This window comes from Bifidobacterium sp. ESL0827 (assembly GCF_052606685.1).
The window spans coordinates 1014163-1040734 of sequence record NZ_CP199597.1 but is presented as its reverse complement, the minus strand read 5'-3'; the positions used below and the strand labels follow the sequence as shown (position 1 = coordinate 1040734).

At 60.3% G+C, this 26572-nt stretch carries 21 protein-coding genes and 2 tRNA genes; 16 read left to right on the top strand and 7 right to left on the bottom strand.

What is annotated here, in order from left to right:
* Positions 1 to 25 precede the first annotated feature (25 nt).
* The 4 genes from coaE to pyk all read left to right on the top strand — a co-directional run bounded on the left by coaE (position 26) and on the right by pyk (position 5548).
* A complete protein-coding gene (gene coaE, locus ACUIAI_RS04110; protein WP_445342740.1) occupies positions 26 to 673 on the top strand; it encodes a dephospho-CoA kinase in 648 nt (215 codons plus the stop codon).
* A 37-nt stretch (positions 674 to 710) separates the two neighbouring features.
* Entirely contained in the window at positions 711 to 2822 is a 2112-nt protein-coding gene (gene uvrB / locus ACUIAI_RS04105; RefSeq protein WP_445342739.1) for an excinuclease ABC subunit UvrB, read from the top strand.
* 170 nt (positions 2823 to 2992) lie between these two features.
* Positions 2993 to 3994 carry a TerC/Alx family metal homeostasis membrane protein gene (locus ACUIAI_RS04100; RefSeq protein WP_445342738.1) on the top strand — a complete coding sequence of 334 codons (1002 nt, stop codon included), beginning with the start codon at positions 2993 to 2995 and terminating at the stop codon, positions 3992 to 3994.
* Positions 3995 to 4105: 111 nt separating this feature from the next.
* Positions 4106 to 5548: a pyruvate kinase gene (gene pyk, locus ACUIAI_RS04095; RefSeq protein WP_445342737.1), complete on the top strand. Its 1443-nt coding sequence runs from the start codon at positions 4106 to 4108 to the stop codon at positions 5546 to 5548.
* A gap of 152 nt (positions 5549 to 5700) precedes the next feature.
* On the opposite strand, the gene ACUIAI_RS04090 is transcribed toward pyk, so the two are convergent.
* Complete coding sequence (locus ACUIAI_RS04090; RefSeq protein WP_024627356.1) at positions 5701 to 6294, bottom strand: NUDIX domain-containing protein; 594 nt, start codon at positions 6292 to 6294, stop codon at positions 5701 to 5703.
* Positions 6295 to 6415: 121 nt separating this feature from the next.
* On the opposite strand from ACUIAI_RS04090, the gene ACUIAI_RS04085 reads away from it, so the two are divergent.
* From ACUIAI_RS04085 to ACUIAI_RS04045, 9 genes are all read left to right on the top strand, one after another.
* A tRNA-Leu gene (locus tag ACUIAI_RS04085) sits at positions 6416 to 6489 on the top strand.
* A gap of 49 nt (positions 6490 to 6538) precedes the next feature.
* Positions 6539 to 7186, top strand: a complete 648-nt coding sequence (locus ACUIAI_RS04080; RefSeq protein WP_015021953.1) for an ANTAR domain-containing response regulator — start codon at positions 6539 to 6541, stop codon at positions 7184 to 7186.
* A 7-nt stretch (positions 7187 to 7193) separates the two neighbouring features.
* Positions 7194 to 10088, top strand: a complete 2895-nt coding sequence (gene polA, locus ACUIAI_RS04075) for a DNA polymerase I (RefSeq protein ID WP_445342736.1) — start codon at positions 7194 to 7196, stop codon at positions 10086 to 10088.
* Positions 10089 to 10141: 53 nt separating this feature from the next.
* On the top strand, positions 10142 to 11059 hold the full coding sequence (locus tag ACUIAI_RS04070; protein ID WP_445342735.1) for a Nif3-like dinuclear metal center hexameric protein: 918 nt from the start codon (positions 10142 to 10144) through the stop codon (positions 11057 to 11059).
* A gap of 35 nt (positions 11060 to 11094) precedes the next feature.
* Positions 11095 to 11778 (top strand): NUDIX hydrolase, encoded by a 684-nt coding sequence (locus tag ACUIAI_RS04065; RefSeq protein ID WP_445342734.1) that lies wholly within the window; start codon positions 11095 to 11097, stop codon positions 11776 to 11778.
* A gap of 129 nt (positions 11779 to 11907) precedes the next feature.
* Positions 11908 to 12621, top strand: a complete 714-nt coding sequence (locus ACUIAI_RS04060; RefSeq protein ID WP_445342733.1) for a TetR/AcrR family transcriptional regulator — start codon at positions 11908 to 11910, stop codon at positions 12619 to 12621.
* Between the two features lie 118 nt (positions 12622 to 12739).
* A complete protein-coding gene (locus ACUIAI_RS04055) occupies positions 12740 to 13471 on the top strand; it encodes an ABC transporter ATP-binding protein (RefSeq protein WP_445342732.1) in 732 nt (243 codons plus the stop codon).
* Position 13472: 1 nt separating this feature from the next.
* The gene (locus ACUIAI_RS04050; RefSeq protein WP_445342731.1) at positions 13473 to 14168 is read left to right on the top strand and encodes an ABC transporter permease; all 696 of its coding nucleotides are present in this window, start codon (positions 13473 to 13475) and stop codon (positions 14166 to 14168) included.
* A 25-nt stretch (positions 14169 to 14193) separates the two neighbouring features.
* Entirely contained in the window at positions 14194 to 15468 is a 1275-nt protein-coding gene (locus ACUIAI_RS04045) for an MFS transporter (protein WP_445342730.1), read from the top strand.
* Here the strand turns inward: ACUIAI_RS04045 and ACUIAI_RS04040 are convergent.
* Positions 15460 to 15533, bottom strand: a tRNA-Pro gene (locus ACUIAI_RS04040). The genes ACUIAI_RS04045 and ACUIAI_RS04040 overlap by 9 nt on opposite strands.
* A 118-nt stretch (positions 15534 to 15651) precedes the next feature.
* On the opposite strand from ACUIAI_RS04040, the gene aroA reads away from it, so the two are divergent.
* Together aroA and hisN are read left to right on the top strand one after the other, a co-directional pair.
* The gene (gene aroA / locus ACUIAI_RS04035) at positions 15652 to 17007 is read left to right on the top strand and encodes a 3-phosphoshikimate 1-carboxyvinyltransferase (protein WP_445342810.1); all 1356 of its coding nucleotides are present in this window, start codon (positions 15652 to 15654) and stop codon (positions 17005 to 17007) included.
* Positions 17008 to 17040: 33 nt separating this feature from the next.
* Positions 17041 to 17841: a histidinol-phosphatase gene (hisN, locus tag ACUIAI_RS04030; RefSeq protein ID WP_445342729.1), complete on the top strand. Its 801-nt coding sequence runs from the start codon at positions 17041 to 17043 to the stop codon at positions 17839 to 17841.
* Positions 17842 to 17998: 157 nt separating this feature from the next.
* Here the strand turns inward: hisN and ACUIAI_RS04025 are convergent, their stop codons facing one another.
* The 3 genes from ACUIAI_RS04025 to ACUIAI_RS04015 all read right to left on the bottom strand — a co-directional run bounded on the left by ACUIAI_RS04025 (position 17999) and on the right by ACUIAI_RS04015 (position 23705).
* Complete coding sequence (locus ACUIAI_RS04025) at positions 17999 to 19225, bottom strand: acetate/propionate family kinase (protein WP_029678529.1); 1227 nt, start codon at positions 19223 to 19225, stop codon at positions 17999 to 18001.
* 190 nt (positions 19226 to 19415) lie between these two features.
* On the bottom strand, positions 19416 to 21104 hold the full coding sequence (gene pta / locus ACUIAI_RS04020; protein WP_445342728.1) for a phosphate acetyltransferase: 1689 nt from the start codon (positions 21102 to 21104) through the stop codon (positions 19416 to 19418).
* Between the two features lie 126 nt (positions 21105 to 21230).
* The gene (locus ACUIAI_RS04015) at positions 21231 to 23705 is read right to left on the bottom strand and encodes a phosphoketolase (RefSeq protein WP_121914753.1); all 2475 of its coding nucleotides are present in this window, start codon (positions 23703 to 23705) and stop codon (positions 21231 to 21233) included.
* Between the two features lie 333 nt (positions 23706 to 24038).
* Here ACUIAI_RS04015 and guaA point away from each other — a divergent pair, with 333 nt between their 5' ends.
* Positions 24039 to 25601 (top strand): glutamine-hydrolyzing GMP synthase, encoded by a 1563-nt coding sequence (gene guaA / locus ACUIAI_RS04010; RefSeq protein ID WP_445342727.1) that lies wholly within the window; start codon positions 24039 to 24041, stop codon positions 25599 to 25601.
* 152 nt (positions 25602 to 25753) lie between these two features.
* Here guaA and ACUIAI_RS04005 read toward each other — a convergent pair whose 3' ends face one another.
* Both ACUIAI_RS04005 and ACUIAI_RS04000 read right to left on the bottom strand, forming a co-directional pair.
* The gene (locus tag ACUIAI_RS04005) at positions 25754 to 26110 is read right to left on the bottom strand and encodes a hypothetical protein (protein ID WP_445342726.1); all 357 of its coding nucleotides are present in this window, start codon (positions 26108 to 26110) and stop codon (positions 25754 to 25756) included.
* A gap of 3 nt (positions 26111 to 26113) precedes the next feature.
* The gene (locus ACUIAI_RS04000; RefSeq protein WP_110413006.1) at positions 26114 to 26533 is read right to left on the bottom strand and encodes a helix-turn-helix domain-containing protein; all 420 of its coding nucleotides are present in this window, start codon (positions 26531 to 26533) and stop codon (positions 26114 to 26116) included.
* Between the last annotated feature and the right edge of the window lie 39 nt (positions 26534 to 26572).

The window sequence follows — 26572 nt, the reverse complement described above, 5'->3', positions numbered from 1 at the left end:
GCCGCCATAAGGTATATGTGGGTATATGTGGGAGGTCGGGATGATACGTGTGGGATTGACCGGCGGGATAGCGGCCGGCAAGAGCACGGTGGCGGCTCGGCTGGCTCAGGACGGGGCCAGGGTCATCGACTACGACAGGCTCTCCCATGAGGTCATCGCTCCGGGCGGACCTGGTGTCGGGCCGGTCCTGGAGCGATTCGGAGCAGACTGCGGGGACGGCCATGGGGGAGTGGACAGGTCAGCCCTGGCTGCACGGGTCTTCGGAGGGCCGACGGCTGACTGGGACCGCAAGGACCTGGACGAGATCATTCATCCGCTGGTCTATGACCTGGCCGCCAAGGCCGAGCAGCCCTGGCTGGAAGGTTCCGAGGTGGTGGTCCATGAGGTGCCTTTGCTGACCGAGGTGCGCTCTGCCATTCCTTTTCATTTCAACAAGGTTCTGCTGGTAGAGGCCCCCAGCCAGGTGAGGATTACGCGCATGGTGAATCAGCGGCATATGACCACGAGTCAGGCTGTTGAGCGCATCGGCTCTCAGGCCAACAGCAGTGCGCGACGCGCTCAGGCCGACCTGCTGGTGAACGGGTCCCAGCCTATCGAACAAATGTTCGAGTCTGTTGATAGAATATATAAAGAATTGAAGGCCTTGGCCAAGGGATCCTCGCACCGTGACTGACGGCCTTGGCGAATGACGCATCCTGGAAGGGAGTTTCATGGGGTTCAACATTGAGCGGACCAATAAGCCCTTCGTGGTCAAGTCTCCCTACAAGCCCTCCGGCGACCAGCCAGAGGCCATTGAGGAGCTGGCTACGCGGATCGAGAATGGCGAGAACGATGTGGTGCTCATGGGCGCCACCGGCACCGGCAAGACCGCGACCACAGCCTGGCTGATCGAGCGTCTGCAGCGGCCCACTCTGATTCTGGAGCCCAACAAGACCCTGGCAGCCCAGCTCTGCGCCGAGTTCAGGGAGCTCATGCCCGACAATGCGGTCTCCTATTTCGTCTCCTATTACGACTACTACCAGCCTGAGGCCTACATCCCCCAGACGGATACCTATATCGAGAAGGACTCGAACATCAACGACGACGTGGAGCGGCTCCGGCACGCCGCCACGGCCAACCTGCTGACCAGGCGCGACTGCGTGGTGGTGGCTACCGTCTCCTGCATCTACGGCTTGGGCACGCCCGAGGAGTATGCCGGACGCATGCTCTTCCTGCACGAGGGGGACCGGATCAACCGGGATGACCTACTGCGCAAGTTCGTGGACATGCAGTACAAGCGCAACGACATCGCCTTCACCCGAGGTACCTTCCGCGTGCGCGGCGACACGGTCGAGATCATCCCCGTCTATGAGGAGCTGGCCGTCCGCATCGAATTCTTTGGTGACGAGATCGATCGCATCTCCACTCTGCACCCGCTGACCGGGGACGAGATTGCCCATGAGAGCTCCGTGCACATCTTCCCCGCATCCCACTATGTGGCCGGTCCCGAGCGGATGGAGCGCGCCCTGAAGACCATCAAGGAGGAGCTGGACTGGCGTGTGGGCCAGCTGCGCAAGCAGGGCAAGGAGCTGGAGGCCCAGAGGCTGACCATGCGCACCACCTACGACCTGGAGATGCTCACCCAGATCGGCACTTGCTCCGGAGTGGAGAACTACTCCCGTCACTTCGACGGGCGCGAACCTGGGACACCTCCCCACACCCTGCTGGACTTCTTTCCTGACGACTTCCTGCTGGTCATTGATGAGTCCCATGTGACCGTCCCCCAGATCGGAGCCATGTATGAGGGGGATGCCAGCCGCAAGCGGACCCTGGTGGAGCACGGCTTCCGTCTGCCCTCGGCTATGGACAACCGCCCGCTGAAGTGGCCCGAGTTTCTGGACAAGGTGGGCCAGACCGTCTACTTGTCAGCAACACCGGGCGACTATGAGATGGGCCTGTCTGACGGGGTAGTAGAGCAGGTCATACGGCCCACCGGTCTGCTGGATCCCGAGGTGGAGGTAAGGCCTGTCAAGGGCCAGGTGGACGACCTTCTGGACGAGATCAAGACCCGGGTGGATCGTCATGAGCGGGTCTTGGTGACCACGCTGACCAAGAAGATGGCCGAGGACCTGACCGACTATCTGCTTGAGCGCGACATCAAGGTGGAATACCTGCACTCTGACGTAGACACCCTGAGGAGGGTGGAACTCCTACGCGAACTGCGCGAGGGCAAGATCGACGTCATCGTGGGCATCAACCTCTTGCGTGAGGGGCTAGACCTGCCCGAGGTCTCCCTGGTGGCCATTCTGGATGCGGACAAGGAGGGCTTCCTGCGCTCCTATCGCTCACTGATCCAGACCATCGGCCGTGCCGCCAGAAATGTGTCCGGCAAGGTCATCATGTACGCCGACGAGGTCACTGACTCCATGGACAAAGCCATCAGCGAGACCAACCGTCGCCGAGCCAAGCAGATCGCCTACAACAAGGAACACGGCGTGGATCCCAAGCCGTTGATCAAGAAGATCAGCGACGTCAACGACATGCTGGCCAAGGAGGATGTGGACACACAGACCCTGCTGGCGGGCGGCTACCGCAACGCCAACAAGGCCGGCAATTCCCACCTGGGCGTGCCCCTCTACGACAAGGAGGAGGCCGACAAGCGGCATCAGGAGATCCTCCAGGCCGGTCTGCCGGCGCAGGACCTCGCCGACCTGATCCGTCAGCTGAGCGACCAGATGCACACGGCTGCGCAACAGCTGCAGTTCGAGCTCGCAGCCCGCCTGCGCGACGAAATCAAGGATCTGAAGAAGGAGCTGAGACAGATGACCGAGGCCAAAAAGTAAGTTTGCTCCTTGGTCCGGAGCTCTTGACCAGTGGCCTGCCCCGGCCATGCTTAGGGCCTGTGATGCCAAGAGCATCACAGGCCCGATCCGCTGACCGCTCTCTGTGAGGATGTTCTGACATGCAGAGGGGCAGATGAGCACGTCATATCTTGCCGCTAGAGTCAGGTGATATGTCCGAGACACCTCTGCCGTTCATGGTTGTGAGCCTGGTTGTGCTGGCCGTTTTCTTCGTGGTTGATCTTCTGGTGATCGGGCGGCGGCCACATGTGCCCTCGACCGGCGAATGCGTGAGGCACATCGGCTTCTTCGTGGTCATGGCCTTGATTTTCGGGGCACTGATCTGGAAGGTGGCCGGATCCAAGCCGGCCATCGAGTTCTACTCGGGCTGGCTGACCGAGTACTCGCTCAGCATCGACAACCTCTTTGTTTTCGTCATCATCATGGGCAATTTCGCCGTGCCCCTGCGGCTTCAGCGTTATGTGCTCAGCGTCGGCATCACCATCGCGCTGCTGCTGCGCGGCGTCTTCATCCTGGCCGGAACGGCGCTGATCACCCGCTTCACCTGGATCTTCTTCATCTTCGGCTTCTTCCTGCTCTACACCGCCTGGAACATGGTCTCCAGCCGAGGCAAGCAGGAGGAGTACCACGAGAACGGGCTTATCAGGGTCCTGCGCCGGGTCATCCCCATCACCAGCCACTATGACGGTGAGCACCTGCGGACCACCTTCGAGGGCAAGCGCTACTTCACGCCCATGCTGGTGGTCTTCCTGGCCATCGGCACCACCGATGTCATGTTCGCCTTTGACTCCATTCCGGCCATCTTCGGACTGACCAAGGACCCCTTCATCGTCTTCACCTCCAACGTCTTCGCCCTGCTGGGCCTTCAGCAGCTTTACTTCCTGTTGGGGTCCCTGCTGGACAAGCTGGAGTATCTGCCCCTGGGGCTGGCTGTGGTCCTGGCCTTCATCGGGGTCAAGCTGATCATGGAGGCTCTGCACGGCAACACGCTGCCCTTCATCAACGGCGGACAGCCCCTGACTGCCGTGCCGGAGATACCGACCTGGGCCTCCCTGCTGGTCATCGTTCTGGCCGTGGGCACCGCGGCCCTGGCTTCAGTGCTTAAAAGCCGCCATCAGTCCTCCCAAACCGATCCACAGGGAGTAAAGCAGTAAGGAAACCATTAAGCCACAAGGGTTGTTAGCGCTAACGGGAAATACTGGTCCACAGCAGCCTGAGTCTGTACAATGGAAAGGTAAGCAAGAAAAAGAACAGGCAGGTAGCATATGCGCAAAGCCAAGATCGTCGATACCATCGGGCCGGCTTCGGAGTCGCTTGAGAACATTACCAAGCTGGTCAAGGCCGGCATGGATGTGGCCAGGCTCAACCGGTCCCATGGCACCCCCGAAGATCACCTCAAGGTTTACAACAACGTGCGTCAGGCCAGCAAGGAGACTGGGCGCAACGTGGCGGCCCTGGTCGATCTGCAGGGTCCCAAGATTCGTTGCGGTTGGTTCAAGAAGAACGAGCAGGGCGAAGACAAGGTCATCCTCAAGGAGGGCCAGGAGTTCACCATCACCACCGACGATGTCGAGGGTGACGAGCACATGACCTCCACCACCTTCAAGGGTCTGCCCGGGGACTGCCACCCCGGCGATCCCATCCTGATCGATGACGGCAAGGTCCGTCTGGAGGTCACCAAGGTCGAGGGCAACCATGTCCACACCAAGGTGGTCGTGGCCGGCCCGGTCTCCTCCCACAAGGGCATCAACCTGCCCGGTGTGGCCGTGAGCCTGCCGGCACTCACCCCCAAGGACGAGGAGGACCTGCGCTGGGGCATCCGCACCGGTGCCGACATCATCGCCATGTCCTTCGTCCGTTTCGCCACCGACATCGATCGCGCCCATGAGATCATGGACGAGGAGGGTCGCCGCATCCCCATCGTGGCCAAGATCGAGAAGCCCCAGGCCGTTGAGAACCTGGAGGAGATCGTCAAGGCCTTCGACGGCATCATGGTTGCCCGCGGTGACATGGCCGTGGAGATGCCCTTCGAGCAGGTCCCCCTGGTGACCAAGCGTTGCATCGAGCTGGCCCGTCAGTACGCCAAGCCGGTCATCGTCGCCACCGAGGTCCTGGGCTCCATGGTTCATTCGCCCATCCCCAGCCGTGCCGAGGCCTCCGACTGCGCCAACGCCGTGCTGGACGGCGCCGACGCCACCATGACCTCCAACGAGACCGCCGTGGGCGACTACCCCGACACCACGGTCTCCACCATGGCCCGGATCTCCGAGTACGCCACCACCCACGGTTTCGACCGCATCCCGGATATGCACAACCTGGACATGTCCAACTCCGGTGCCGTCTCCTCCGCCGCTGTGGACCTGGCCGACAAGATCAATGCCAAGGCCATCGTGGCCTTCACTCAGACAGGCAACACCGTGCACCGCGTCTCCCGTGAGCGTCCGGCCGCCCCCATCTATGCGCTGACCACCGATGAGCACACTTATCATTGGCTGGCACTGAGCTGGGGCACCGAGGCATTCATGTGCGAGCAGGATTACCACGACTTCAACCGTGCAGGCCTCATGGCCTTCGTGGACGCCACTCTGAAGAAGCAGGACAAGGTCTCCGACGGCGATTGCCTGGTGGTGCTGAGCAGCGCCCAGGGCGAGTATGAGCCAGGAAACACCGACTGCATCTACGTGCACACGGTTGGCGCCAACGACTGATTCTCCGGCATGCCGCCTGGCTGTCGACTGAGTCAGCCAGGCGGGTGGCCGTCAGGTTCATTCGGTATTGATAGAGCAAGAAACCGGTGGTCTTTCCCCCGCCCGCCAAGGTAGGGGAGAGGCCACCGGTTCGTCATGCGGGGGTTCCTGCCTCAGTGCAGGTCCGACAGTCCGATTTTCGCCCGCAGGATGGCGATGGTGGTTTTTGCATCCAGTATGGTTCCTGCGATCACCATGTCGTAGGCCTCGTCCACGGTGAAGAGTCGCACATTCTGGTGGGGGGTCTCCGGTGCCAGGCTGGCAGGCTGGACCGGGGTCAGGCCCTCGGCATAGAAGAGGGTGGTGTGCTGCGTGGAGAAGCTGGGGGTGTTGATGAACCTGGCGAACTGGTTGAAGGAGGCGGCCTTGTATCCGGCCTCCTCGCGCAGTCGTCTGGTGGCTACATCGATGGGGGCTTCCTTGTCGTTGAGCGGATGGCCGGCCGGCAATTCAAGGGTCCAGCGGTGGGTGGGCAGACGGTACTGCTCGACCAGTGGTATCCGTCCGTCGTCGGTGATGGCCAGGACGGCGATGGTGTCTCCATGCTTCTCGCTGACGATGCTGCGGTCGAAGGTCTGATTGTCGCTGGATTCAAAGGTGACCCTGTCGACGCTGAAGTAGTGGCTGTCCATAATTTGCTTGCGGGCTTTCTCCTGGACGGGGGAGGTGCGCCAAGGATCGAACCGTCGATAGATCTGAGTGGTCATCATGCTCTCCTTCGACTGCTGATGTGCCTGTATACATAACTGTCTTCATTCTAAGGCAGATTCAACACGGATAACCTTGCGTCGTCGCCAAAGTATGGTAGATTCTCTGTGGTAACGAAAAGCCCCCGTATCCCAATTGGTAGAGGAAACGGCCTCAAAATCCGTGCAGTGTGAGTTCGAGTCTCACCGGGGGCACGATAAAGCGAACCCCATCCGTCATTCATCGGTTTTCGGTGAAGCCAGGATGGACTTTCAGGAAACGAGGTTGAAAGTGGCTTCAGAGAGTAAGAACCGCAGCGATTCCCCAGAAGGGCGGACCGTGGTTGTGGCGGAAGATGAGGCTTTGATCAGGCTCGATACCGTCGAAGCTCTCGAGGATGCCGGCTATGACGTGGTAGGTCAGGCGGCCAGCGGCCAGGAGGCCATTGATCTGACTCGCGAGCTGAGGCCCGATGTAGTCGTTATGGACGTGAAGATGCCCGGCACTGATGGCATTACCGCCGCCACTGAGATCGGCAAGGAGAATCTGGCTCCTGTGGTTATGCTGACGGCGTTCTCCCAGCAGAGCTTGGTCGAGAAGGCGGCTGATGCTGGGGCCATGGCCTACGTCGTCAAACCCTTCGCTCCGGAAAAGCTGTTGCCGGCCCTTGAGGTGGCCATCTCCCGCTTTGACCAGATCAACGCCCTGAAGGACGAAGTCACCGACATGAAGGCCCGTTTCGAAGCCCGCAAGCGTGTGGACCGGGCCAAGGGTCTGCTCATGGAGAGTATGGGCATGACCGAGTCCGAGGCCTTCCGCTGGATCCAGAAGACCTCCATGGACCGCAGGCTGACCATGCAGGAGGTGGCCGACGTGGTCATCAACAACGTGGCCAATCAGAACGACCGTTAGTCCTTCTATGGAAGACCAGACGAAGAAGCAGGACAAGGACGGCCGCACCCTGCTGGTCGTCGATGGACATTCGCTGGCCTTCCGGGCCTTCTATGCCCTTCCCGTCGAGAGCTTCACTACCTCGACAGGGCAGCCCACCAACGCGGTATGGGGCTTTGCCACCATGCTGGCGGATGTCATGGCCAAGGAGAAGCCCACCCACATGGGCGTGGCCTTTGACGTCAAGGGCGGCACCTTCCGCAACGCCATGCTGCCCCAGTACAAGGGCACCCGTGAGGCCGCTCCCAAGGAACTGCTGAGCCAGCTGCCTCTGATCCAGGACTTGCTCAAAGGCCTGGGTATTACCTATATCGAAAAGCCGGGTTATGAGGGCGACGACATCATCGGCACGCTGGCCGCCATGGGGGAGCAGGCCGGGTTCAAGACCCTAGTCCTGTCGGGGGACAGAGATGCTTTCCAGCTGGTGGACGACGACATCACTGTGCTCTATCCAGGCCACCACTTCAAGAACCTCAAGCACATGACGCCCCAGGCCATCATGGACCGCTATAAGGTGACCCCGGAGCAGTACCCGGATCTGGCCGCCATGCGCGGCGAGGGAGCCGACAACATCCCCGGTGTGCCGGGCGTGGGCGACGGTTATGCCGCCAAGTGGATCAACAAGTATGGATCGCTTGATTCCATTCTGGAGCACGCTGACGAGATCGGCGGCAAGAAGGGCCAGGCCTTGGCGGATAATGCCGACCAGGTGCGGCTCAACCGAAAGGTCAATGCCCTGGTGCGCGACCTGGATCTGGGCGTTAAGGTCGAGGATCTGCGTTTCGGCACAATCCATACGGATCAGGTTCTGCCCATCTTTGAGCAGCTGCAGTTTGGCCCGCAGACCCGCAAGAAGATCCTGCGGGGATTCAATACTGTCGCTGATTACGACTATTCGTCGGCTTCCGCCCTGGTCGACGTCAGTAACGAGCAGGAGGAGTTCACCCAGCCTGAGCGTGATAAGGCGGAGTCCGCCGACCAGCTGAGAGACTGGTGCGAGAAGCATCTACCGAACAAGGCCCTTTGTCGGCGCTCGGCGGACCACGTCAAGGCCATGGCTGATTCCCTGGACAAAATCAAGGACATCGGCGATTCCGATCAGAACGCCATGCGCTGCAGCGAAGCCATGAAGGAGCACTGGGTTCTCCACGCCATCGGCTGGGCCAAGCATGGCGACTATGGCCTGGAAGAGTTGGCTATTCTCTCTATGGACGGTCACGGTCTGGTCCTCATGGCAGAAGATATTGACGTAGACATGCGCGGTGCCATTCAGGAACTTATAGACCAGCGGATCGGCACCTGTGTGGTCCATGGCTACAAGGAGCACCTGCATCTACTGGAGAGCCAGGGGCTGCACATGCCATTGCCTCTGTTTGACACCAAGCTGGCAGGCTACCTGGCCCAGCCTGATTTCCATGCCGACAACCTGGAACAGGCCGTCGCCCATTTCCTGGCCATCCCCGTAGAGGAGGAGCCTGAGGCCACCCAGGGAGCCCTGGCTTTGGACGGGCGAGAGGATGAGGACGAACGCCGACGGGGGACTCGGATTTTGCGTCAGGCGCAGTACGTCATGATGGTTTCTGAACGTCTGCAGGAGCTTATGGACGAGCGTCATCAATACGGACTACTGCGAACCATAGAGCTGCCCACCTCCGCAGTCCTGGCGCAGATGGAGACCGAGGGCGCCAAGGTGGACGATGCCCGTCTAAAGGAGATGCACGACCGGTTCGCCGCTGAGGCCCGCCAGGCTCAGGAAATTGCCTGGGATAAGGCCGGCAGCCGTGTCAACCTGCAGAGCCCCAAGCAGTTGAGTAAGGTGCTCTTCGATGATATGGGCCTGGTGCCCACCCACAGGACCAAGACCGGCTCCTATTCGACCAACGTCTCGGTCCTGCAGGACCTGTACATCAAGTCGGTCAACAACGAGCGGGCCAACGACTTCCTGGGCGCGCTGCTCAAGCACAGGGAGACCAACAAGCTCAAGCAGATCGTGCAGACCCTGCGCGAGGCTGTCAATCCCCGGGATGGACGGCTGCACACCACCTACGAGCAGACCGTGGCCGCCACTGGTCGGCTGAGCTCGGTGGATCCCAACCTGCAAAACATCCCCAACCGGGATGCCCGAGGCCGCGAGATCCGTTCGGCCTTCGTGCCTGGCAGCGGGTACGAGGCGCTGCTTTCCTCGGACTACTCCCAGGTGGAGCTGCGGATCATGGCCCATCTTTCCGGGGACCAGGCCCTGATCGATGCCTTCAAGTCTGGCGCCGACTTCCACCGGTACGTGGCCAGCTTGGTCTACGACATCCCTATGGAGGAAGTCACCGGGGACCAGCGCTCCCATGTGAAGGCCATGAGCTATGGGCTGGCCTATGGACTGAGCACCTACGGCCTGGCCCAGCAGCTCAAGATCAGTCCGGCCGCGGCCGATGTGCTGCGCGCCAAGTACTTCGCCACCTTCGGCAAGGTCCATGAGTACTTGGAGTCCCTGGTAGCCGATGCCCGTGAGAAGGGTTACACCGAGACCATGTTCGGTCGGCGGCGCTACTTCCCGGGGCTGCGCTCCAAGCGTCGTCCCACCCGCGAGGCTGCCGAGAGGGCCGCTTTGAATGCGCCCATCCAGGGATCAGCTGCCGACATCATGAAGATCGCCATGATCAAGGCCAGCCGTGCCTTGTCCGATCAGGGGCTGAAGAGCCGCATCTCCCTGCAGATCCACGATGAATTGCTGGTGGAGATCGCTCCCGGCGAGACCGAAAAGGCCACTAAACTGGTCAAGGATTCCATGGAACATGCCGTTGAATTGGCCGTGCCCTTGGATGTATCCACCGGCATCGGCCAGGATTGGGAGCTGGCTGCTCACTGATCTGACATGGGGTGGCCTGGGACTAGCCCGGAAGGATCCGAGGAGGGATCGTCATGTCTGATGAACAGGATGAGGTTCAGAGGCCCTCGTTGCCCCTGGGTCAGGTGGTGGATCTGCTAGAGGGGCTTTACCCACTGGATTACGCGGAAGACTGGGACCATCCGGGTCTAGCCGTAGGGGATCCGTCCTGGCCGGTCAGACGGATCTGGTGCGCTGTGGATCCTCGGCCTGATGTGGTTCAGGAGGCTCTGGACCACAAGGCCGACCTGCTGATCACCCATCATCCGCTTTTCTTCAGATCGGTCCACCAGGTTTCCGGCCTTGACTTCCGCGGGGATATGATAACCAGGCTGATCGAGGGCCACTGCGGGCTCTGGGTGGGGCATACCAACGCTGATGCCGCCTACCGTGGCGTGGCCCAGGCGGCTGCTGATGCCCTGGACCTACAGGAGGCGAGACCGCTGGCTCCTCGGCCGGTCTCAAACCGCGATCTGCACGCCGGTCAGGGGATCCAGGTAGGCCTGGGTCGTTGGGGTCGGCTTCCGGAGCCCATGCCATTTGATAATTTGGTTCATACGGTGGCGGATCTCCTGCCCAGGACGGCTCTGGGTGTTCAGGCGGTCGGTCCGTCCGAGGCCATAGTCTCCACAGTCGCCCTGCTGCCCGGCTCGGGGGACTCCGAGTTCGACCTGGTCCGGTCCACGGGGGCCGACGTCTACATCACCAGCGATTTGCGCCATCATCCTGCCACGGATGCCTACCAACAGGCCCTCTATGAGGCCCGGATGGCCGGTCGGCCCAATCAACCCAAACCTATGCTGATCAACACCCCGCACTCAGCAATTGAGCGCCTCTGGTTCCGCTACGCCAAGGGAGACATTGCCAAGGCCTTGGAGACGGCTACCGGTGTTCGTCCGCAGGTGGAGGTCTCATCCATCGTCACAGATCCCTGGACCATGGTGATGCGTTGACAGCTGAGGGTTGATGGTTGAGGAGGAGTGATTTGATGAGCGATGAAGCACAGGCTCTGCAGGCACGATTGGCTGCCAGGCTGGACGGCCGCGATGGACAGGGACCTAAGGGCATCGATATGACCCGCGCTCCCGAGCTGATGGATGACAGGGAGGTCTTCCGCGGCCCGATATTCGTTATCGACCAGCAGCAGGTGGCTATGTTCCGGCGCGACGGTTCCAAGGAAACCATCGACCGACAGCTCATCTGTCACGACCCCTGCGTGGTCATGCTGGTGCACGACTGCGCTGCTGATGCCTATCTGCTGACCCGCGAGTACCGGGTGGGTGCCCAGGCCTACGTATTCGGCCTGCCGGCCGGCTTCATCGACCCTGGGGAGAGCCCGGCCAAGGCTGCTCTGCGCGAGCTGCGTGAGGAGACTGGTCTGGTGCCTGGACCTGAGGGCGCACCGGCCTCAGAAAGCCATCTGAATCCTGAAGACGGTTGGATCGATGCTGCTCCCGATGTCTACTCCTCCCTAGGCATGAGCGACGAGCTCGGCCACATTGTAGTCCTGCATCTACGTCGCTGGCACCAGGGCTCCACCGACTTCGACCCAGGCGAGCATATCCAGTCTGCCTGGGTCTCCTGGCAGGAGCTCTGCGCAGCTGGAGTCGCCGATGCCAAGGCGGTGGTGGCCATCCAGCATGAGGCTATCCGTCGACTGCAGAAGGATTAAGGTTCCAGACATCAATGCTCGTGATTGGGCGAGCAGAACATACCAGTGGTATGATAGGTTCTTGTCAGAAAAGATGGTCATGCCAAGATGATCAGGCATTGATTGTGCTGACTGGGAAGGGAGTACTGCATGGGCACGCCGAAGGATCCTGAAGGACATCGCAATCAGATCCTCGATGTAGCGCAGCGGCTCTTTCTGGAAAAGGGTTACGACGGAACCAGCATCCAGGACATCGTCGATGGTCTGGGCGGCATGACCAAGGGAGCGGTTTACTACCATTTCCCCTCTAAGACGGCTATTTTCCACGCAGTTACCGAGCGCATGGCCTCGTCCTCATCCCAAGGTGACTGGCTAGGGGACTGGCCGGGCGAAACCGGGCTGGACAAGCTGCGCAACGAGCTGATTGCCTCCTTGTCGGCCTATTCGCGTCTCGATGTCACTTTTTCTGCTAGAACTCTACTGAAGAGTCCCCGAATGGTAGGGGAGATGTACCTGAAATCCATGGACAGGATTGTGGACGTGATCACCCCCTATGTCCGTGAAGGCATGGAGGACGGTTCTATCGCCCCTTGCAATCCCGAAGATCTGGCCCAGGTGCTTTATATCCTGCTCAACATGTGGATAGGGATTCGATTCTCGACCATGACTCGAGACCAGGTGGTCTCCAAGTTCACCCTGCTGGCCGATATGCTCAAGGGAATAGGGGCGCCGGTCATCGATGATCGGGTTATTCATGCAGCCGTGCACTTGCATGCGCATCTGAAGAGCAGTCCTCTGACTGCCACCGGCGGGGAGTCCACGCAAGAGAAATTTGACAAGAATCGAGATCAAGGGGTCTCTTAGAGCCGATAGATCTCTTAAGGCCAGAGGGCTCTGGCTACTAGTAAGATTCGGGTGCTCAACGAGTGAGTGGTTTTTGTTTTCAATAAACATACCGATGGTATTTTATGGAGGGAGTTTCATGAAGGTGCTGGAGGCGGACGGTATCGTCCAAGTATTTGAAGGCAGGGAGGTGCTGTCCGGACTGGATCTGACCCTGGAGCAAGGTGAGATTTTGGGCTTGCTGGGTGCCAACGGTGCTGGCAAGTCCACGCTGTTGAAGATTCTGACCGGGATGCAGAGGCCCGTCGACGGTCGGGTCCGCTTTCTGGGGAAGCCTCTTAGCGAAAGCTACCCAGGCATTCTTGCCAGGATGGGGGTGTCCATCAACGAGCCTGTCTTCTACGAGTTCCTTAGTGCCAGGGAGAACCTGGAGATTGACCTGGCCTACCTTGCGCTGGCAGACGGGAAGCATAGGGTCGCTGGGATCACTGGAATCAGCCAACTTTTGGAGAAGGTTGGATTGACTGCGGATTCAACCACGCCCGTTGGCAGATATTCCATGGGCATGAGGCAGAGGCTGGCCTTGGCCAGATGTATGGGTCATCATCCCGACCTTTACCTACTGGACGAGCCGCTCAACGGACTGGATCCGGTAGCTATCGGACAGTTGCGAGACAGCCTGCGAAGTCTGACCGCCCAAGGCAGTGCGGTCCTCTTTTCCAGCCATATCCTCTCCGAGGTGCTGCGCACTGCCGACCGCGTGATGGTGGTGGCGGACGGCAGGGTCAGCCTGCGAGCCAGCGTGCCGGAACTGCTCAGCAAGGGCCAGGAGACCGCCGAACAAACCCTGATCAAGGCTATGGAGGGCTGATATGAAGACGTTTTTGACATTGGAGCTGAAAAAGACGAGACTATGGCCCTGCATCTTCGGAGGATTGGCGGTGGTGGCTGCAGCCTTGGCCCTGGGTGGCATGTTCCTGGCCATTGGCCACACGAGCGGACGGTCTGATCCGCGGCTGTCCAGTCTGGTCTTCGTGCTGCAGATGGCCATGATCATCCTTCTGGTGGGTTTCTCTTTGGTGGCGGCTGCCCTCTGCAACTTGGTCTTCATCGAACCCTACACAGGAAGGAATCTGGCGCTCACCCTGTCATGCCCTGTATCGCGGGGCCGAATACTGTTGGTCAAGCTGATATTCGTCGGCCTATTCACGGCCCTGTCCTACCTGGTGGGGGCGGTCATCACCCTTGCCGTCATTCTGTTGGTTGACCGTCTTGTGGGCTCGCTTGGAACGGGTTGGCCGGGCAGTCTGCTCGGACAGGTTCTACTCATGTTGGTCACCAGTCTCGCAGGACTGGTGGGACTGGTCGGCATTGCCCTTTCCTTGGGTTTCTGGAAGCGCTCGATGCCTATCATGTTCGGGGTCCTGCTCCTGCTGGACGCTGTGGTGGGCAACCTGCTCTCCCTTTCCCCGCTGCTGTCCGCGTTGGTGCTTATGATCATCTTTCTGGCCTCTCTGCCGGCTTGGTGGCTGCTTCACCGGACCCTCATGAAGATCGAACTGCCCTGATCGGCGGCTGACCATGCAGGAGCTTTTGAAGAACAAGCCTTTCGTGACCATGGTTCTGGCCAGTCTGTTGAATACGGTCGGAGGCGAGCTCTTCAACATCGTCTTCATCGTCTATGCCCAGACCATGTCCTTTGCCGGACTGGCCGTCTCCATAGCTTCAATGGCCTGGTTGGCGCCAACGCTGACGGCCATTCTGACCGGATACTTGGCCGACAGAACCGCGCACAAGACACGGATGCAAGTGGTGATCAAACTGGTTCAGGTTTGTATCTATCTAGTCATTGCCACGGTGATCGGCAGATCCAAGCGCCTACCCGTCTTTCTGCTGCTGGTAGCCATGGACATGGCATCTTCCATGCTTGAGGGATATGCGAGCAGTCTGTGGATGCCGGTCCTCAAACACCTGGTCCGGCCAGGCCAGCTCCATCAGGCGACCTCGATCACCTCCGCTACATCCAATGTCGCGGCTGTCATCAGTGCAGGCGGAGGTGCAGCGTTAATCGCTATCCTAGGCAACAGTTTCACTGTATTCGCGCTGATCAACGCAGCCACCTTTCTGTTGGCGGGGCTTTTGGTAGCCATAGGCTATAGGGAATTCGCCAGGGCGGAGGTCTCAGACAATGGTTCACCTGTGGGCAAGCATGTGGGCCTGTCCTCCAGCCTCCGTGTGACCTTGGGGGAGTTCCGCAGCTCCACCTTCCTGGTCCTGATGGTGGGCTTCGGCTGTCTGGTCAACCTTCTGGGGACGGCTCTGCAGCCCCTGATCAACCTGGGGCTGATTTCCATGCCCGGGGTCTGGTGGGGAAGCTATGGAACGACCATAGCTGCCGTCAACGGCATCTCCTCCCTGGGACTCATCCTTGGTGCACTCCTTGCCTCAGATCCGCTCCGGCGGCTGTCCATGGCCCACCTGCTGACCGGAGTCATGGCCACAGCCGCCATGGTAGGGGTCAACCTGGTCTGGCTGCACATTCCTGCCCTGCTGTTCCTTCTGCTCCTGGTCATGAACTATTTTCTGGGCAAGATCAACCCTCGGTTCATGACTATGCTCATCAGCACAGTGGCCGAGGACCACTTGGCTGCAACTATGGGAGTGGTACAGACTGTCATGATGATAGGGGCACCTCTGGGGCAGATGATCTTTCTGACCCTAGGCAATTTGGTCGGCATCGCCATTACCATGTCTATTTATGCGGGCTTGACAGGCCTGCTGGCTCTGGCGATTTTCTTTACAGGTTTGCTGGGCATGAACACCAAGGATCCGACTCCCGACATGGGACGAAGGCAAAAGTCGGGCTAGCCGGATTTGAACCGGCGACATCCTGCACCCAAAGCAGGCGCGCTACCAAGCTGCGCTATAGCCCGGCGCTCATAAGTATCAACGTATGAGCACAATGTATCAATATAGCACAGGGTCGGGTCCTCACTGGACCTCTAGAGGTGAGCAGGGAGCGGAAACAGCTCTGCGCCTGCGGTTACCATGGTGACCATGACAGTGGAAGAGACATGGGTGGCGCCGCAGGCGGGTGGCCCCCTGGATGCAACGGTGACCATACCAGGGAGCAAGTCCCTCTCGAACAGGTATCTGATTTTGGCGTCCCTGGGAAGTCGCCCTGTCAGGTTGACTGGTCTGCTCAAGTCGCGTGATACGGACCTGATGATTCAGGCTCTAGAGGCCCTTGGCGTGGACTGTCGGGCTGACCTTGACAGCCCTACGGAAGTGACAGTTGTTCCACCGTCAGGCGGACGTTTCCGTGGCGGCGCTCGGGTGGACTGTGGACTGGCTGGAACCGTTATGCGCTTCGTGCCGGGCCTGGCCATGCTGGCTGACGGCCCCACACACTTCTACGGAGACCAGCAGGCCTATCGGCGCCCTATGAGGCCCCTGTTGGACGGCCTGACCCAGCTGGGAGCCAGGATCGAGTACCTGGGCCAAGAGGGCTTCCTGCCCTTTGTGCTCACGCCGCCGACTCATCTGGTTGGCAGAGAGGTGACCATAGACTCCTCGGCATCCTCGCAGTTCATTTCTGGCCTTCTGCTGCTGGCTGCCAGGGCTGATGGCACTATGACCATCGTTCACTCTGGACAGCATCTCCCCAGTCTTCCTCATATTGCCATGACCGTTGAAGACCTACGTCAGGCCGGAGTCCAGGTTCAGGCCAATCCCGACCGCTGCAGGTGGAGCGTTGAAGGTAGGGGAACTGGTGGGACGCAACTGCCTGATCAGGTCCAGGTGGAGCCCGACCTGTCAAATGCGGCCCCTTTCCTGGGAGCGGCTTTGATAGGAGGTGGGCAAGTCAGTGTGCCCAACTGGCCAGACCGGACCACACAGCCAGGTGGCTTGCTGCCCAAGTATCTGGAGATTATGGGCGCGAAGGTAAACAGGGTTCGCGACGTGCAGGGTAGCGCCACATGCAGGGTGACCGGCGGGGAGGCCATCCATGGACTCGGCGACTTCGATCTGTCCCCGGCAGGGGAGATCGTGCCCTCTATTGCAGCCATCTTGGTCTTTGCCGACGGGCGCAGCCGCCTGCACGGCATCGGCCACCTGCGTGGTCATGAGACCAACCGGCTGAAAGCGCTAGTCACAGAAATCACCAGAATAGGCGGCCAGGCTCGCGAGCTGGATGATGGCCTGGCAATCGAGCCTGTGCCTGTTCAGAGCATGCACGGGGCCGTCATCGAGACCTATGCTGACCACCGCATGGCCACCTTTGCTGCCATGATTGGGCTCAAGATACCTGGCATCCGGGTGCGCAATATTGGCACCACGGCCAAGACCATGCCTGACTTTCCGGATATGTGGAAGCGGATGCTGGCAGGCGAGGGCCAAGGCTGAGCCACAGCGATTCAAGCGAAAAGGAGCCGTATTATGAGCATCGTGGCTGAAAGGCAGACCTGGCAGGAGGATCTGGACTTGGCCATTGCCATGGCCGATCAGGCGGATCAGGTCACCGTTGGCTACTTCAAGTCGCCGGATCTTAAAGTGGAACGCAAGGCGGACAATACCCCGGTTACTCAGGCTGACAAAGAGGCGGAGGCGGTAATTCGTCGCGTCCTTGCCCGAGCTAGACCGAACGATACCATCTATGCCGAGGAGCTGGGAAAGCAGGAGTCCAAAGGCAGACGGTGGATCATCGATCCGATTGACGGGACCAAGAACTATGTGCGCGGGGTCCCCGTCTGGGCGACCCTTATCGGTTTGGAGGTAGACCATCAGATGGTGGTCGGTGCGGTCTCTGCTCCCATGCTGGGCACCCGCTGGTATGCTGCGCAGGGTCAGGGAGCCTACATGGCTCGCCAGGGTGAAGTTCCCAGGGCCATCCACGTTTCAAGAGTGGATCGGATGGAAGATGCCTCTATGTCCTTGTCATCGCTGACTGGGTGGAAGGCCATAGGTCGCCGGGAGAGGCTTCTTGACCTGACCGACCGGATCTGGCGGCTGCGCGGATTCGGCGACTTCTGGCAGTACATGCTCCTGGCCCAGGGTGCCATCGACCTGGCGGCCGAACCGGAACTTGACCTCTATGACATGGGTGCCCTGGTCCCCATTGTGACCGAGGCCGGCGGCAACTTTACCGACCTAGCGGGCAATCCGGGTCCCTGGGGTGGCAATGGTCTTGCCAGTAACGGTCTTCTGCACAAGGAAGCCCTGGTGGCCTTGGGCGACTGACATATATGACATATAGAAGGAGGCTGGTGACCACATGTATTGCTGTAGTCACCAGCCTCCTTGGTTCTCAGGACCAGGTTCTCAAAACTGAACCCTGACCTCAGTCATCCATCATCCAACCATCAGTTGGGTTGAGGGGGAAAGGTCCGGTCAACGGTCAGGCCTGGAACTTGTTGCCGTAGGCATCGCCCTGGCTGGCGACGACCTCGGCCTGGCGGGCGATGGAGAGTTCCTCGTTGGTGGGGATGACGCAGACGGCGACCGTGCTGTCGGGGGTGGAGATGATTCGGGCCTCCTTGGACCGCTGGTCGTTCTTCTCCTGGTCCAGTTTCACACCGAAGGGCTCCAACTGCTCGATGACCCGGCGACGCACGATTTCATCATTCTCGCCAACGCCAGCCGTGAAGGTGATAGCGTCCAGGCCGCCCATCTGGGCCGTGTAGTTGCCGATGTAGCCGACGATGCGGTGGATGTAGATATCCAGGGCCAGCTTGGCGTCCTCGTCACCCTCGGCGATCAGCTTGTGGACCTCGCGCATGTCGCCATGGCCGGTCAGGCCGGTCATACCGGAGCGCTTGTTGAAGAGGGTGTCCAGCTCGTCAACGCTCATGTGGGCGTTGCGGATCAGGTGGAAGACGACGGCAGGGTCGATGTCGCCGGTGCGGCCGCCCATGACCAGGCCCTCCAGAGGAGTCAGGCCCATGGAGGTCTCGACGGGATGCCCGGAGACCTGCGCCGAAGCGGAAGCCCCGTTGCCGATGTGCAGGACGATCTGCCGCAGGCCTTCTGCAGGCTTGCCCAGCAGGCCGGGAACCAGCTGGCCCACATACTGGTGGCTGGTGCCGTGGGCGCCATAGCGACGGATGTGGTACTGCTTGGCGATGTCCTTGTTAAGGGCGTAGGTGGAGGCCTTCTTGGGCAGTTCGAAGAAGAAGGAGGAGTCGAAGACGAAGACTTGCGGGGTCTGCGGCATCAGCCGGCTCATGACCTCGGCGCCCTCGGCCTCGGGTCCGTTGTGCAGGGGGGCCAGCACGGCAAGGTCCTTGACCTGGCTCAGGGTCTTCTGGGTCAGGAGGGCAGGCTTGGGGAAGATGGCTCCACCCTGGACGACACGGTGGCCCACGGCGATGATCCCGGCCTTGTCCAGATCAGGGCCATACTCCTTGAAGAAGCCCAGGACGCGCTTGAGTCCAACCTCATGGTCGTGGATGGGCTCCTCAAGCTCATGCTTCTCGCCGTTGACCTCGTGCTTGTAATGGCCGTCGGTGGGCTCACCGATCTTCTCGACCAGACCCGAGGCCAGGCTCTGGCTGGTCTCCAGATCGACCAGCTGGTACTTGATCGAGCTTGAACCCGAATTGATGACTAGGACGGTTTTCGCCATTGGGGCATCCTCCTGATGTGCTTGTATAGAGCCTGCGCTCCTCAATCAGTCTTCAAGATTACTCGTCGGCCCTTACAAGGCGCGGTATATTGCCAGGCCGACATGATTTTGGGGCTGCTACTGGATCGGTTTTGGTGATAGGATCCAGCAGCAGCCCCAGAGGTTTATATAGACGTTATAGGGACGGTGATCAGTCCTGGGCCTCGACGGCAGTCAGGGCCACCGTGTTGATGATGTCGGCCACCAGGGCGCCGCGTGAGAGGTCGTTGACCGGCTTGTTCAGACCCTGCAGGACAGGTCCGATGGCTAGGGCGCCCGAGGTGCGCTGTACGGCCTTATAGCCGATGTTGCCTGCGCTCAGGCTGGGGAAGATGAATACATTGACCTTTCCGGCAACCGGATCGCCTTTGGCCTTTGTGGCTGCCACAGTGGGGGACCAGGCTGCGTCGAATTGAATGGGGCCCACGATGGGCAGGTCCGGCGCCTTCTCCTTGGCCAAGCGGGTGGCCTCTTCGACCAGGTCGACATCCGGGCCCTTGCCTGAGCCCAAGGTGGAGTAGGAGAGCATGCCCACGCGCGCGTCCACGCCGAAGGAGCGAGCGGTTTGGGCTGACTGAATAGCAATGTCTGCCAGTTGTTCCGAGGACGGGTTGAGGTTGATGGCGCAGTCGGCGAAGACCGCCACATGGTCAGGGAAGCACATGAGGAAGGCTCCGGAGACCAGCGAGGCACCCGGCTTGGTCTTGATCACCTGAAGAGCGGGACGGACCGTGTTGGCTGTGGAGTTGATCGAGCCGGATACCAGGCCGTCGGCCTTGCCCAACACCACCAGCATGGTGCCGAAGTATGAAGGATCCGCCAGCTGCTTGCGTGCCTGCTCCGGGGTCATGCCCTTCTTGGCGCGCAGCTGGCAGAGGCGATCGACCATGGGGACCAGCACCTGCTCGTCATCCATGGGCTGGAAGGAGGCCTTACCCAAGTTGTTGAGGCCAAGCTCCTTGCCCCGCGCCAGAATGGAATTCTTGTCGCCTACGATGATCAGGTCGACGATGTCGCGTTCCAGCAGGTAGTCGGCAGCCTTGATGATGCGGTCCTCGCCACCCTCGGGCAGAACTATGGTCTTCTTGTCAGCCTTGGCTTTGGCCAGCAGATCGTTCTGGAAGGCCACAGGCGTGGTGGCCTTGGGGCTGGCGGCTTCGGCGGCCTTCAGTACCTGGTCGACATCCACCTCCTGCTGAAATGTCTGGCTGGTGGCCTGGCGGGCCTGATCGGCGGACGGATCCGTGTCGAAGTCCATCTTGGAGACGGTCCAGGTCGGCAGGTCGTATTCCTGGAAGGCCTCGGTAAGTGGCGCTTTCTGCTCGGGCTGGCATCCGGTGATGAAGACACCGGCAAGTACGGCTCCCTGGGCCTCGATGGTTCGTCGGCAGGCGGCCACGGTCTTCATGACCTGGCCGGGCTCCCTGCCGATGGTGCAGACGGCCAGCATGACCGGGGACCTCAGGTCGGCGGCGATCTGTGCGTTCAGAGCAAACAGACCAGGATCAAAGAGCTTTGAGGCATCGCTGCCCACGATCAGGACACGTTCGGGGTGGGTCGCCTCCACCAGCCCGTCGTAGGCGTTGAGGACATCGGCCCGGGTCTGCATGGGGTCCTCAGTGGCGTGCCCGGGGCACTTGCCACGGCAGATCTCCGGATCAGTGTCGGGGAATGAGCTGGCTGCAACCAGTTCCGGGGTCAACGGGTGCTTCCTGCAGGCGATTGGTCTGAATACCGCCGTTTTGGCCTTGGCGCTCAGGGCCTTGGTCAGGCCGTAGGCCACGACATTGCGACCGTTGGCGGCTTCTGGGCTGATGATGGTGATGCTTGCAAGACTCACTGTGTCTTCTCCTGTCCGGACGTGGTTGCCTTGATGACTGCTTTGTTCACAACCTTGTCCAGTATACAGAAACCGCCCGTCATGCGGGCTGCGCATGACGGGCGGTTCCAGAGTCGGATCAGTATATCACTCGTTGTCTCCGGCGGTCGCGGCGGTGGCGGAGATGGTCTCCTGGCCGGCGCGGTTGGCATCGGGCCAGACCCAATCGGTGTAATCGGGGTGGTCGTAGCCCTTGTCTACGGCGAACTGGAAGGCCTCGTCACGGAACTTGGTCCACTTGTCGATCTGGTCGGCGTACTTGCCAGCGTCCACCAGCTTCAGGGCGGAGGCGGCCAGGCACCAGCGGTCCATGTTGTTGACGCGCACCATGTCGAACGGCGTGGTGGTGGAGCCCTGCTCCTCGTAGCCGTGCACGGAGAAGTTGTCGTGGTTGGGACGTCCGTGGATCAGGCGGTAGATGGAGCCGGGGTAGGCGTGGAAGGCGAACAGGACCGGCTTGTCCTTGCTGAAGAGCTCGGTGAACTCCTCGTCGGACAGAGCCTGATCGTTCTCCTCGGTGTCCTGGATCTTCAGCAGGTCGACCACGTTGACGAACTGGACCTTGAGGCCCAGCTTCTGCAGCATGTCGTCGGCGGCCAGGGCCTCCTGGGTGGGGATGTCGCCCGCGGTGGCGATGACGACATCAGCATCCTCGGCATCCTTGGCGTTGGAGGCCCAATCCCAGCGGGCGGCCCCCTTCTCCAGCTCGGCGGCGGCCTCGTCCACGCTCTGGTAGGTGGCGGCGGGCTGCTTGCCGGCGAAGATGGCGTTGATGCAGTTGGTCGACTTGTAGCAACGCTCGCCCACGTTCAGCAGCATGTTGGCGTCGGCGGGGAAGTAGATGTTGACCACGTGATCGTTGTTGAAGTTCTTGTTCAGCAGGATGTCGACGAAGCCTGGATCCTGGTGGGAGAATCCGTTGTGGTCCTGACGCCAGACGTGCGAGGTGACCAGGAGGTTCAGGCCGGCGATGGGCTTACGCCACGGGATCTCGCGGACGGTGGCCTCCAGCCACTTGGCGTGCTGGTTGATCATGGAGTCGATGACGTGCACGAAGGACTCATAGGAGCTCCAGATGCCGTGGCGTCCGGTCAGCAGGTAGCCCTCCAGGAAGCCTTCCATCTGGTGCTCGGAGAGCTGCTCGATGACCTGGCCGGTATGGGCCATATGCTCGTCGGTCAGCTCCGACAGGTAATCGGCATCCCACTGCTTGTTAGTCACTTCGTAGGCGGCAGCCAGACGGTTGGAGGCCGTCTCGTCAGGCCCGAAGATACGGAAATCGGTGGGGTTCTTGGCCAGCACGTCGCGGGTGTAGTAACCCAGGACGCGGGTGGCCTCTGTGGCGCCCCAGCCATGGCCGTGCTTCTTGACGTCGATCTCGTAGTCGTGGATGTCAGGCAGCTCCAGCGGCTTGAGCAGACGCCCGCCGTTGGCGTTGGGGTTCTCTCCGATGCGCAGATCGCCCTTGGGCATGAAGCTGGTGACCTCGGGACGCAGGGCGCCCTTCTCGTCGAAAAGCTCCTGGGGCTTGTAGGAGGCCAGCCAGTTCTTGAGAACCTGGAAGTGGGCCTCGGTGTCGCGGGCGGAGGTCAGCGGAACCTGGTGGGCGCGCCAGGATCCCTCGGTCTTCTTGCCGTCGATGAACTTGGGGCAGGTCCAGCCCTTGGGGGTGCGGAAGATGATCATGGGGTAAAAGGGACGGGTCATGTCGTCGGTTTCGGCCCGGGCCTTGATGTCGCAGATCTTGTCGAAGACGGTCTCCAACATGTCGGCGAAGCGACGGTGGATGGACAGATGATCCTCGTCGTCGAATCCGGCAACGAACTCGAAGGGCTCATAACCCATGCCATGGAAGTACTCATGCAGCTCTTCGTCAGAGATGCGCGAGAGAATGGTCGGGTTGGCGATCTTGTAGCCGTTCAGGTGCAGGATGGGCAGGACGATGCCGTCGGTGCGGGGGTTGACCAGCTTGTTGGACTGCCAGCCGGTGGCCAGAGGGCCGGTCTCGGCCTCGCCGTCGCCCACGATGCAGGGCACGAAGAGGCTGGGGTTGTTCATGATGGCGCCATAAGCGTGGGAGAGGGCATAGCCCAGCTCGCCGCCCTCGTGGATGGACCCGGGGGTCTCAGGCGCGAAGTGGGAGGGGATGCCTCCCGGGTAAGAGAACTGGCGGAAGAACTTCTGCAGGCCAGCCTCATCGTTGGTGATCTTGGGGTAGTACTCGCTGTAGGTGCCATCCAGGTAGGACTGCGAAGTGCCGGCGGGGCCGCCGTGGCCGGGGCCCATGATGATCACGGTGTTCTGCTGATGGTCGGCGATCAGACGGTTGATATGGCCCAGCAGGAAGTTCAGGCCGGGGGTGGTGCCCCAGTGGCCGACCAGACGATGCTTGACATCCTCCCGAGTGAAGGGCTCCTTCATCAGGGGGTTGCTGCGAAGATAAATCTGTCCGATGGAAAGATAGTTGGCCGCCCGCCAATACTTGTCGACGGCCTCGAGGGTCTCCTCGGCGATTGGGGTCTCCAGCTTCGCCCAAGGGGTGCCGATAACAGGATTCGTCATGTGTACTCCTGCACTATAGTGCGATTGTTTATTTACTTCGGTTACGGGCTCGTACGGTGTCATTTCAGGCATCCGTCGGGTTCGTACCCAATGCCTACATGGTACGTGAACGAGCAGACTTTTCTGAACGTTTTTTTGCAGTGTGTGTTCGCTCTTGTGAGAAAATGCGAGGGAATTGTCTGCTTGCAGATATGAACTTCCATTGGGGCTGCCGATCTGGGCTCAATGACGGTAGCATTGTCGAAAACTGCAACCATACTGGACTTGTTCGAGGGCCTCGAATCGTCGCTCTCGGGCATCCATAGCAGATACAGCATATATATAAGGAGTCTTATGGCACAGGGTCCCGTCCTGGTGGTCGATTTCGGTGCACAGTACGCCCAGCTGATCGCTCGTCGAGTCAGGGAGGCGGGGGTCTACTCCGAGCTGGTGCCTCATTCGATGAGCCTGGATCAGATGCTGGCCAAGGATCCCAAGGCGGTCATCCTTTCCGGCGGCCCGGCCTCTGTCTACGTGGACGGGGCGCCCAACATAGATAAGAGAATTTTCGAGGCGGGGGTGCCCGTTCTGGGCATCTGCTACGGCTTCCAGGTCATGGCCCATGAGCTGGGCGGTGAGGTGGACAAGGCGGCACTGGGGGAGTACGGCAAGACCGAGGCCTTCATCGACAGCGCTAAGGGAATACTACAGGATTCGCCCGCCCGTCAGGATGTATGGATGAGCCATGGCGTTGCCGTCAATCGTGCGCCTAAGGGCTTTGAGGTTCTGGCGCATACCGAAGGTGCTCCGGTGGCGGCCATGCAGGATCCTTCCCGGGGGCTGTACGGAGTCCAGTGGCATCCCGAGGTGACCAACACCCCTCTGGGACAGGATCTGATTGACCGCTTCCTGCACCAGTGCGCCGGACTGCCGTCGGACTGGAACGCCTCAGGCATCATCGGGCAACAGGTGGAGAAGATCCGTCGCACGGTGGGTGACGACCAGGTCATTTGTGGCCTGTCAGGCGGCGTTGATTCAGCTGTGGCGGCCGCTCTGGTCCACAGGGCCGTCGGGGACCAGCTGACTTGCGTCTTCGTAGATCATGGCCTGTTGCGCAAGGGGGAGGCCGAGCAGGTCAAGCATGATTTTGTGGCCGCCACTGGCATCAAGCTGATAGCCGTGGATGCCTCGCAGGATTTCCTGACCGCCCTCAAGGGCGTTTCCGAGCCCGAGCGCAAGCGTAAGATCATCGGCGAGAAGTTTATCCGCACTTTTGAAAAAGCCCAGCGGCAGGTGATTGAAGAGGCAGGCAAGACCGGCAAGGAGGTCAAGTTCCTTGTGCAGGGCACGCTCTACCCTGACGTGGTCGAGTCGGGCGGCGGAGATGGAGCGGCCAATATCAAGTCCCATCACAATGTGGGCGGTCTGCCCAAGGACGTCAAGTTCCAGCTGATCGAGCCTCTGCGCACCCTCTTCAAGGATGAGGTACGGGCCATCGGTACCGAACTGGGCCTGCCTGACCAGATTGTCTGGCGTCAACCCTTCCCCGGCCCTGGTCTGGGAATCCGCATCATCGGCGAGATTACCCGGGAACGTCTGGAGACCCTGCGCGAGGCGGACGCCATTGCCCGCGAAGAGCTGTCCAAGGCTGGGCTGGACCGGCAGATCTGGCAGTGCCCGGTGGTGCTGCTGGCCAATGTGCATTCGGTAGGTGTGCAGGGCGACGAGCGCACCTATGGCTCGCCGATCGTGCTGCGTCCGGTTTCCTCTGAGGATGCCATGACTGCCGACTGGACACGTCTGCCCTATGACGTGCTGGCCACTATTTCCACACGCATTACCAACGAGTGCCCGGGCATCAACCGTGTGGTCCTGGACTGCACATCCAAGCCGCCGGCAACCATTGAGTGGGAGTGAGCATCTAGGCCGACGAGCCATATGGCAATACGTCGAAGACAGTATAGTCACATATGACTTGTCGGCCCAGTTATTTGGTTCTCGGGCTATTGAATTCCGATAGTCGATAGAAGAACTCAGGTGCTGCAATTCATTGTTTACTGCTTTGTGGTTTACTGCTTTGTGATGGCCGCGTTAATCTGGTTGACCAGCTCGCGGGGTTGTTCCACCCCGAGCACCAGTCGGTCATAGCGCTCACCCTTGAGTTGGATGACAATGGGGCTTTCCGGTCTGGTGACATTCCAGATTGTCTTTTCCCCATGCTCAATGTATGTGCCGGCCCATTTACCGGGAACATGAAGGCCGGGCGCACGCAGGCCTTTGGCATCATCAAGAATGCCCGGATCCTCGCTCGCACCCAGAACATGCTCGAGCGGCACCACCAGTTTCCCTGTGAACGACCACATCTTATCCAAACCCTGCGGTTCAACTTCCAGCGTCCGCCCGACAATTGCCACCTTGTTGTTCATGACTTATCTTCTTTCATCATCAGGCTGCAGACGAATATGTGCACGCTGCAGCAGCGTCTCGCCAAGGAGCGTGGCGATATCAAGGGCCACAGCATTAGTATCGTCATATCCCGAGCTGGACAGCTTCGCAAGGTAATCCCTGACCAGCCCACGAACCTCAAGATCATGATCTGACAGCTCCATGAGTGCCACCAATACCAGATTGAGCACTCCTGAATCGCCCGACTCAGAATCCGTTGCATCACGTAACGCAGCCACGAACATGCCGCGCTTGCTGCCGAAGGCACCGTAGAGACTGCCCCGGAGCAGACCCGTGGCCTTGACGAGAGCATCAATCGATGTGCCCTCATAGCCATGCTCCAGGAAAACCTCGCGGGCACGGGCAAGTACCTCATCATCATCGAAACTTCTCTTGCGACCCATGCCCGTCAAGATAGCATTAATTGACTAATCAGTCAAGAA

Excerpts from the sequence above, each read along its gene's own strand:
- ACUIAI_RS04000 (WP_110413006.1), bottom strand. The coding sequence starts at position 26,533 with ATGGGTCGCAAGAGAAGTTTCGATGATGATGAGGTACTTGCCCGTGCC.
- ACUIAI_RS04055 (WP_445342732.1), top strand. The coding sequence starts at position 12,740 with ATGAAGGTGCTGGAGGCGGACGGTATCGTCCAAGTATTTGAAGGCAGG.
- polA (WP_445342736.1), top strand. The coding sequence starts at position 7,194 with ATGGAAGACCAGACGAAGAAGCAGGACAAGGACGGCCGCACCCTGCTG.
- coaE (WP_445342740.1), top strand. The coding sequence starts at position 26 with ATGTGGGAGGTCGGGATGATACGTGTGGGATTGACCGGCGGGATAGCG.
- ACUIAI_RS04050 (WP_445342731.1), top strand. The coding sequence starts at position 13,473 with ATGAAGACGTTTTTGACATTGGAGCTGAAAAAGACGAGACTATGGCCC.
- ACUIAI_RS04005 (WP_445342726.1), bottom strand. The coding sequence starts at position 26,110 with ATGAACAACAAGGTGGCAATTGTCGGGCGGACGCTGGAAGTTGAACCG.
- ACUIAI_RS04025 (WP_029678529.1), bottom strand. The coding sequence starts at position 19,225 with ATGGCGAAAACCGTCCTAGTCATCAATTCGGGTTCAAGCTCGATCAAG.
- ACUIAI_RS04070 (WP_445342735.1), top strand. The coding sequence starts at position 10,142 with ATGTCTGATGAACAGGATGAGGTTCAGAGGCCCTCGTTGCCCCTGGGT.
- uvrB (WP_445342739.1), top strand. The coding sequence starts at position 711 with ATGGGGTTCAACATTGAGCGGACCAATAAGCCCTTCGTGGTCAAGTCT.
- ACUIAI_RS04080 (WP_015021953.1), top strand. The coding sequence starts at position 6,539 with ATGGACTTTCAGGAAACGAGGTTGAAAGTGGCTTCAGAGAGTAAGAAC.
- ACUIAI_RS04065 (WP_445342734.1), top strand. The coding sequence starts at position 11,095 with ATGAGCGATGAAGCACAGGCTCTGCAGGCACGATTGGCTGCCAGGCTG.
- ACUIAI_RS04015 (WP_121914753.1), bottom strand. The coding sequence starts at position 23,705 with ATGACGAATCCTGTTATCGGCACCCCTTGGGCGAAGCTGGAGACCCCA.
- hisN (WP_445342729.1), top strand. The coding sequence starts at position 17,041 with ATGAGCATCGTGGCTGAAAGGCAGACCTGGCAGGAGGATCTGGACTTG.
- guaA (WP_445342727.1), top strand. The coding sequence starts at position 24,039 with ATGGCACAGGGTCCCGTCCTGGTGGTCGATTTCGGTGCACAGTACGCC.
- ACUIAI_RS04060 (WP_445342733.1), top strand. The coding sequence starts at position 11,908 with ATGGGCACGCCGAAGGATCCTGAAGGACATCGCAATCAGATCCTCGAT.
- ACUIAI_RS04100 (WP_445342738.1), top strand. The coding sequence starts at position 2,993 with ATGTCCGAGACACCTCTGCCGTTCATGGTTGTGAGCCTGGTTGTGCTG.
- ACUIAI_RS04090 (WP_024627356.1), bottom strand. The coding sequence starts at position 6,294 with ATGACCACTCAGATCTATCGACGGTTCGATCCTTGGCGCACCTCCCCC.
- pyk (WP_445342737.1), top strand. The coding sequence starts at position 4,106 with ATGCGCAAAGCCAAGATCGTCGATACCATCGGGCCGGCTTCGGAGTCG.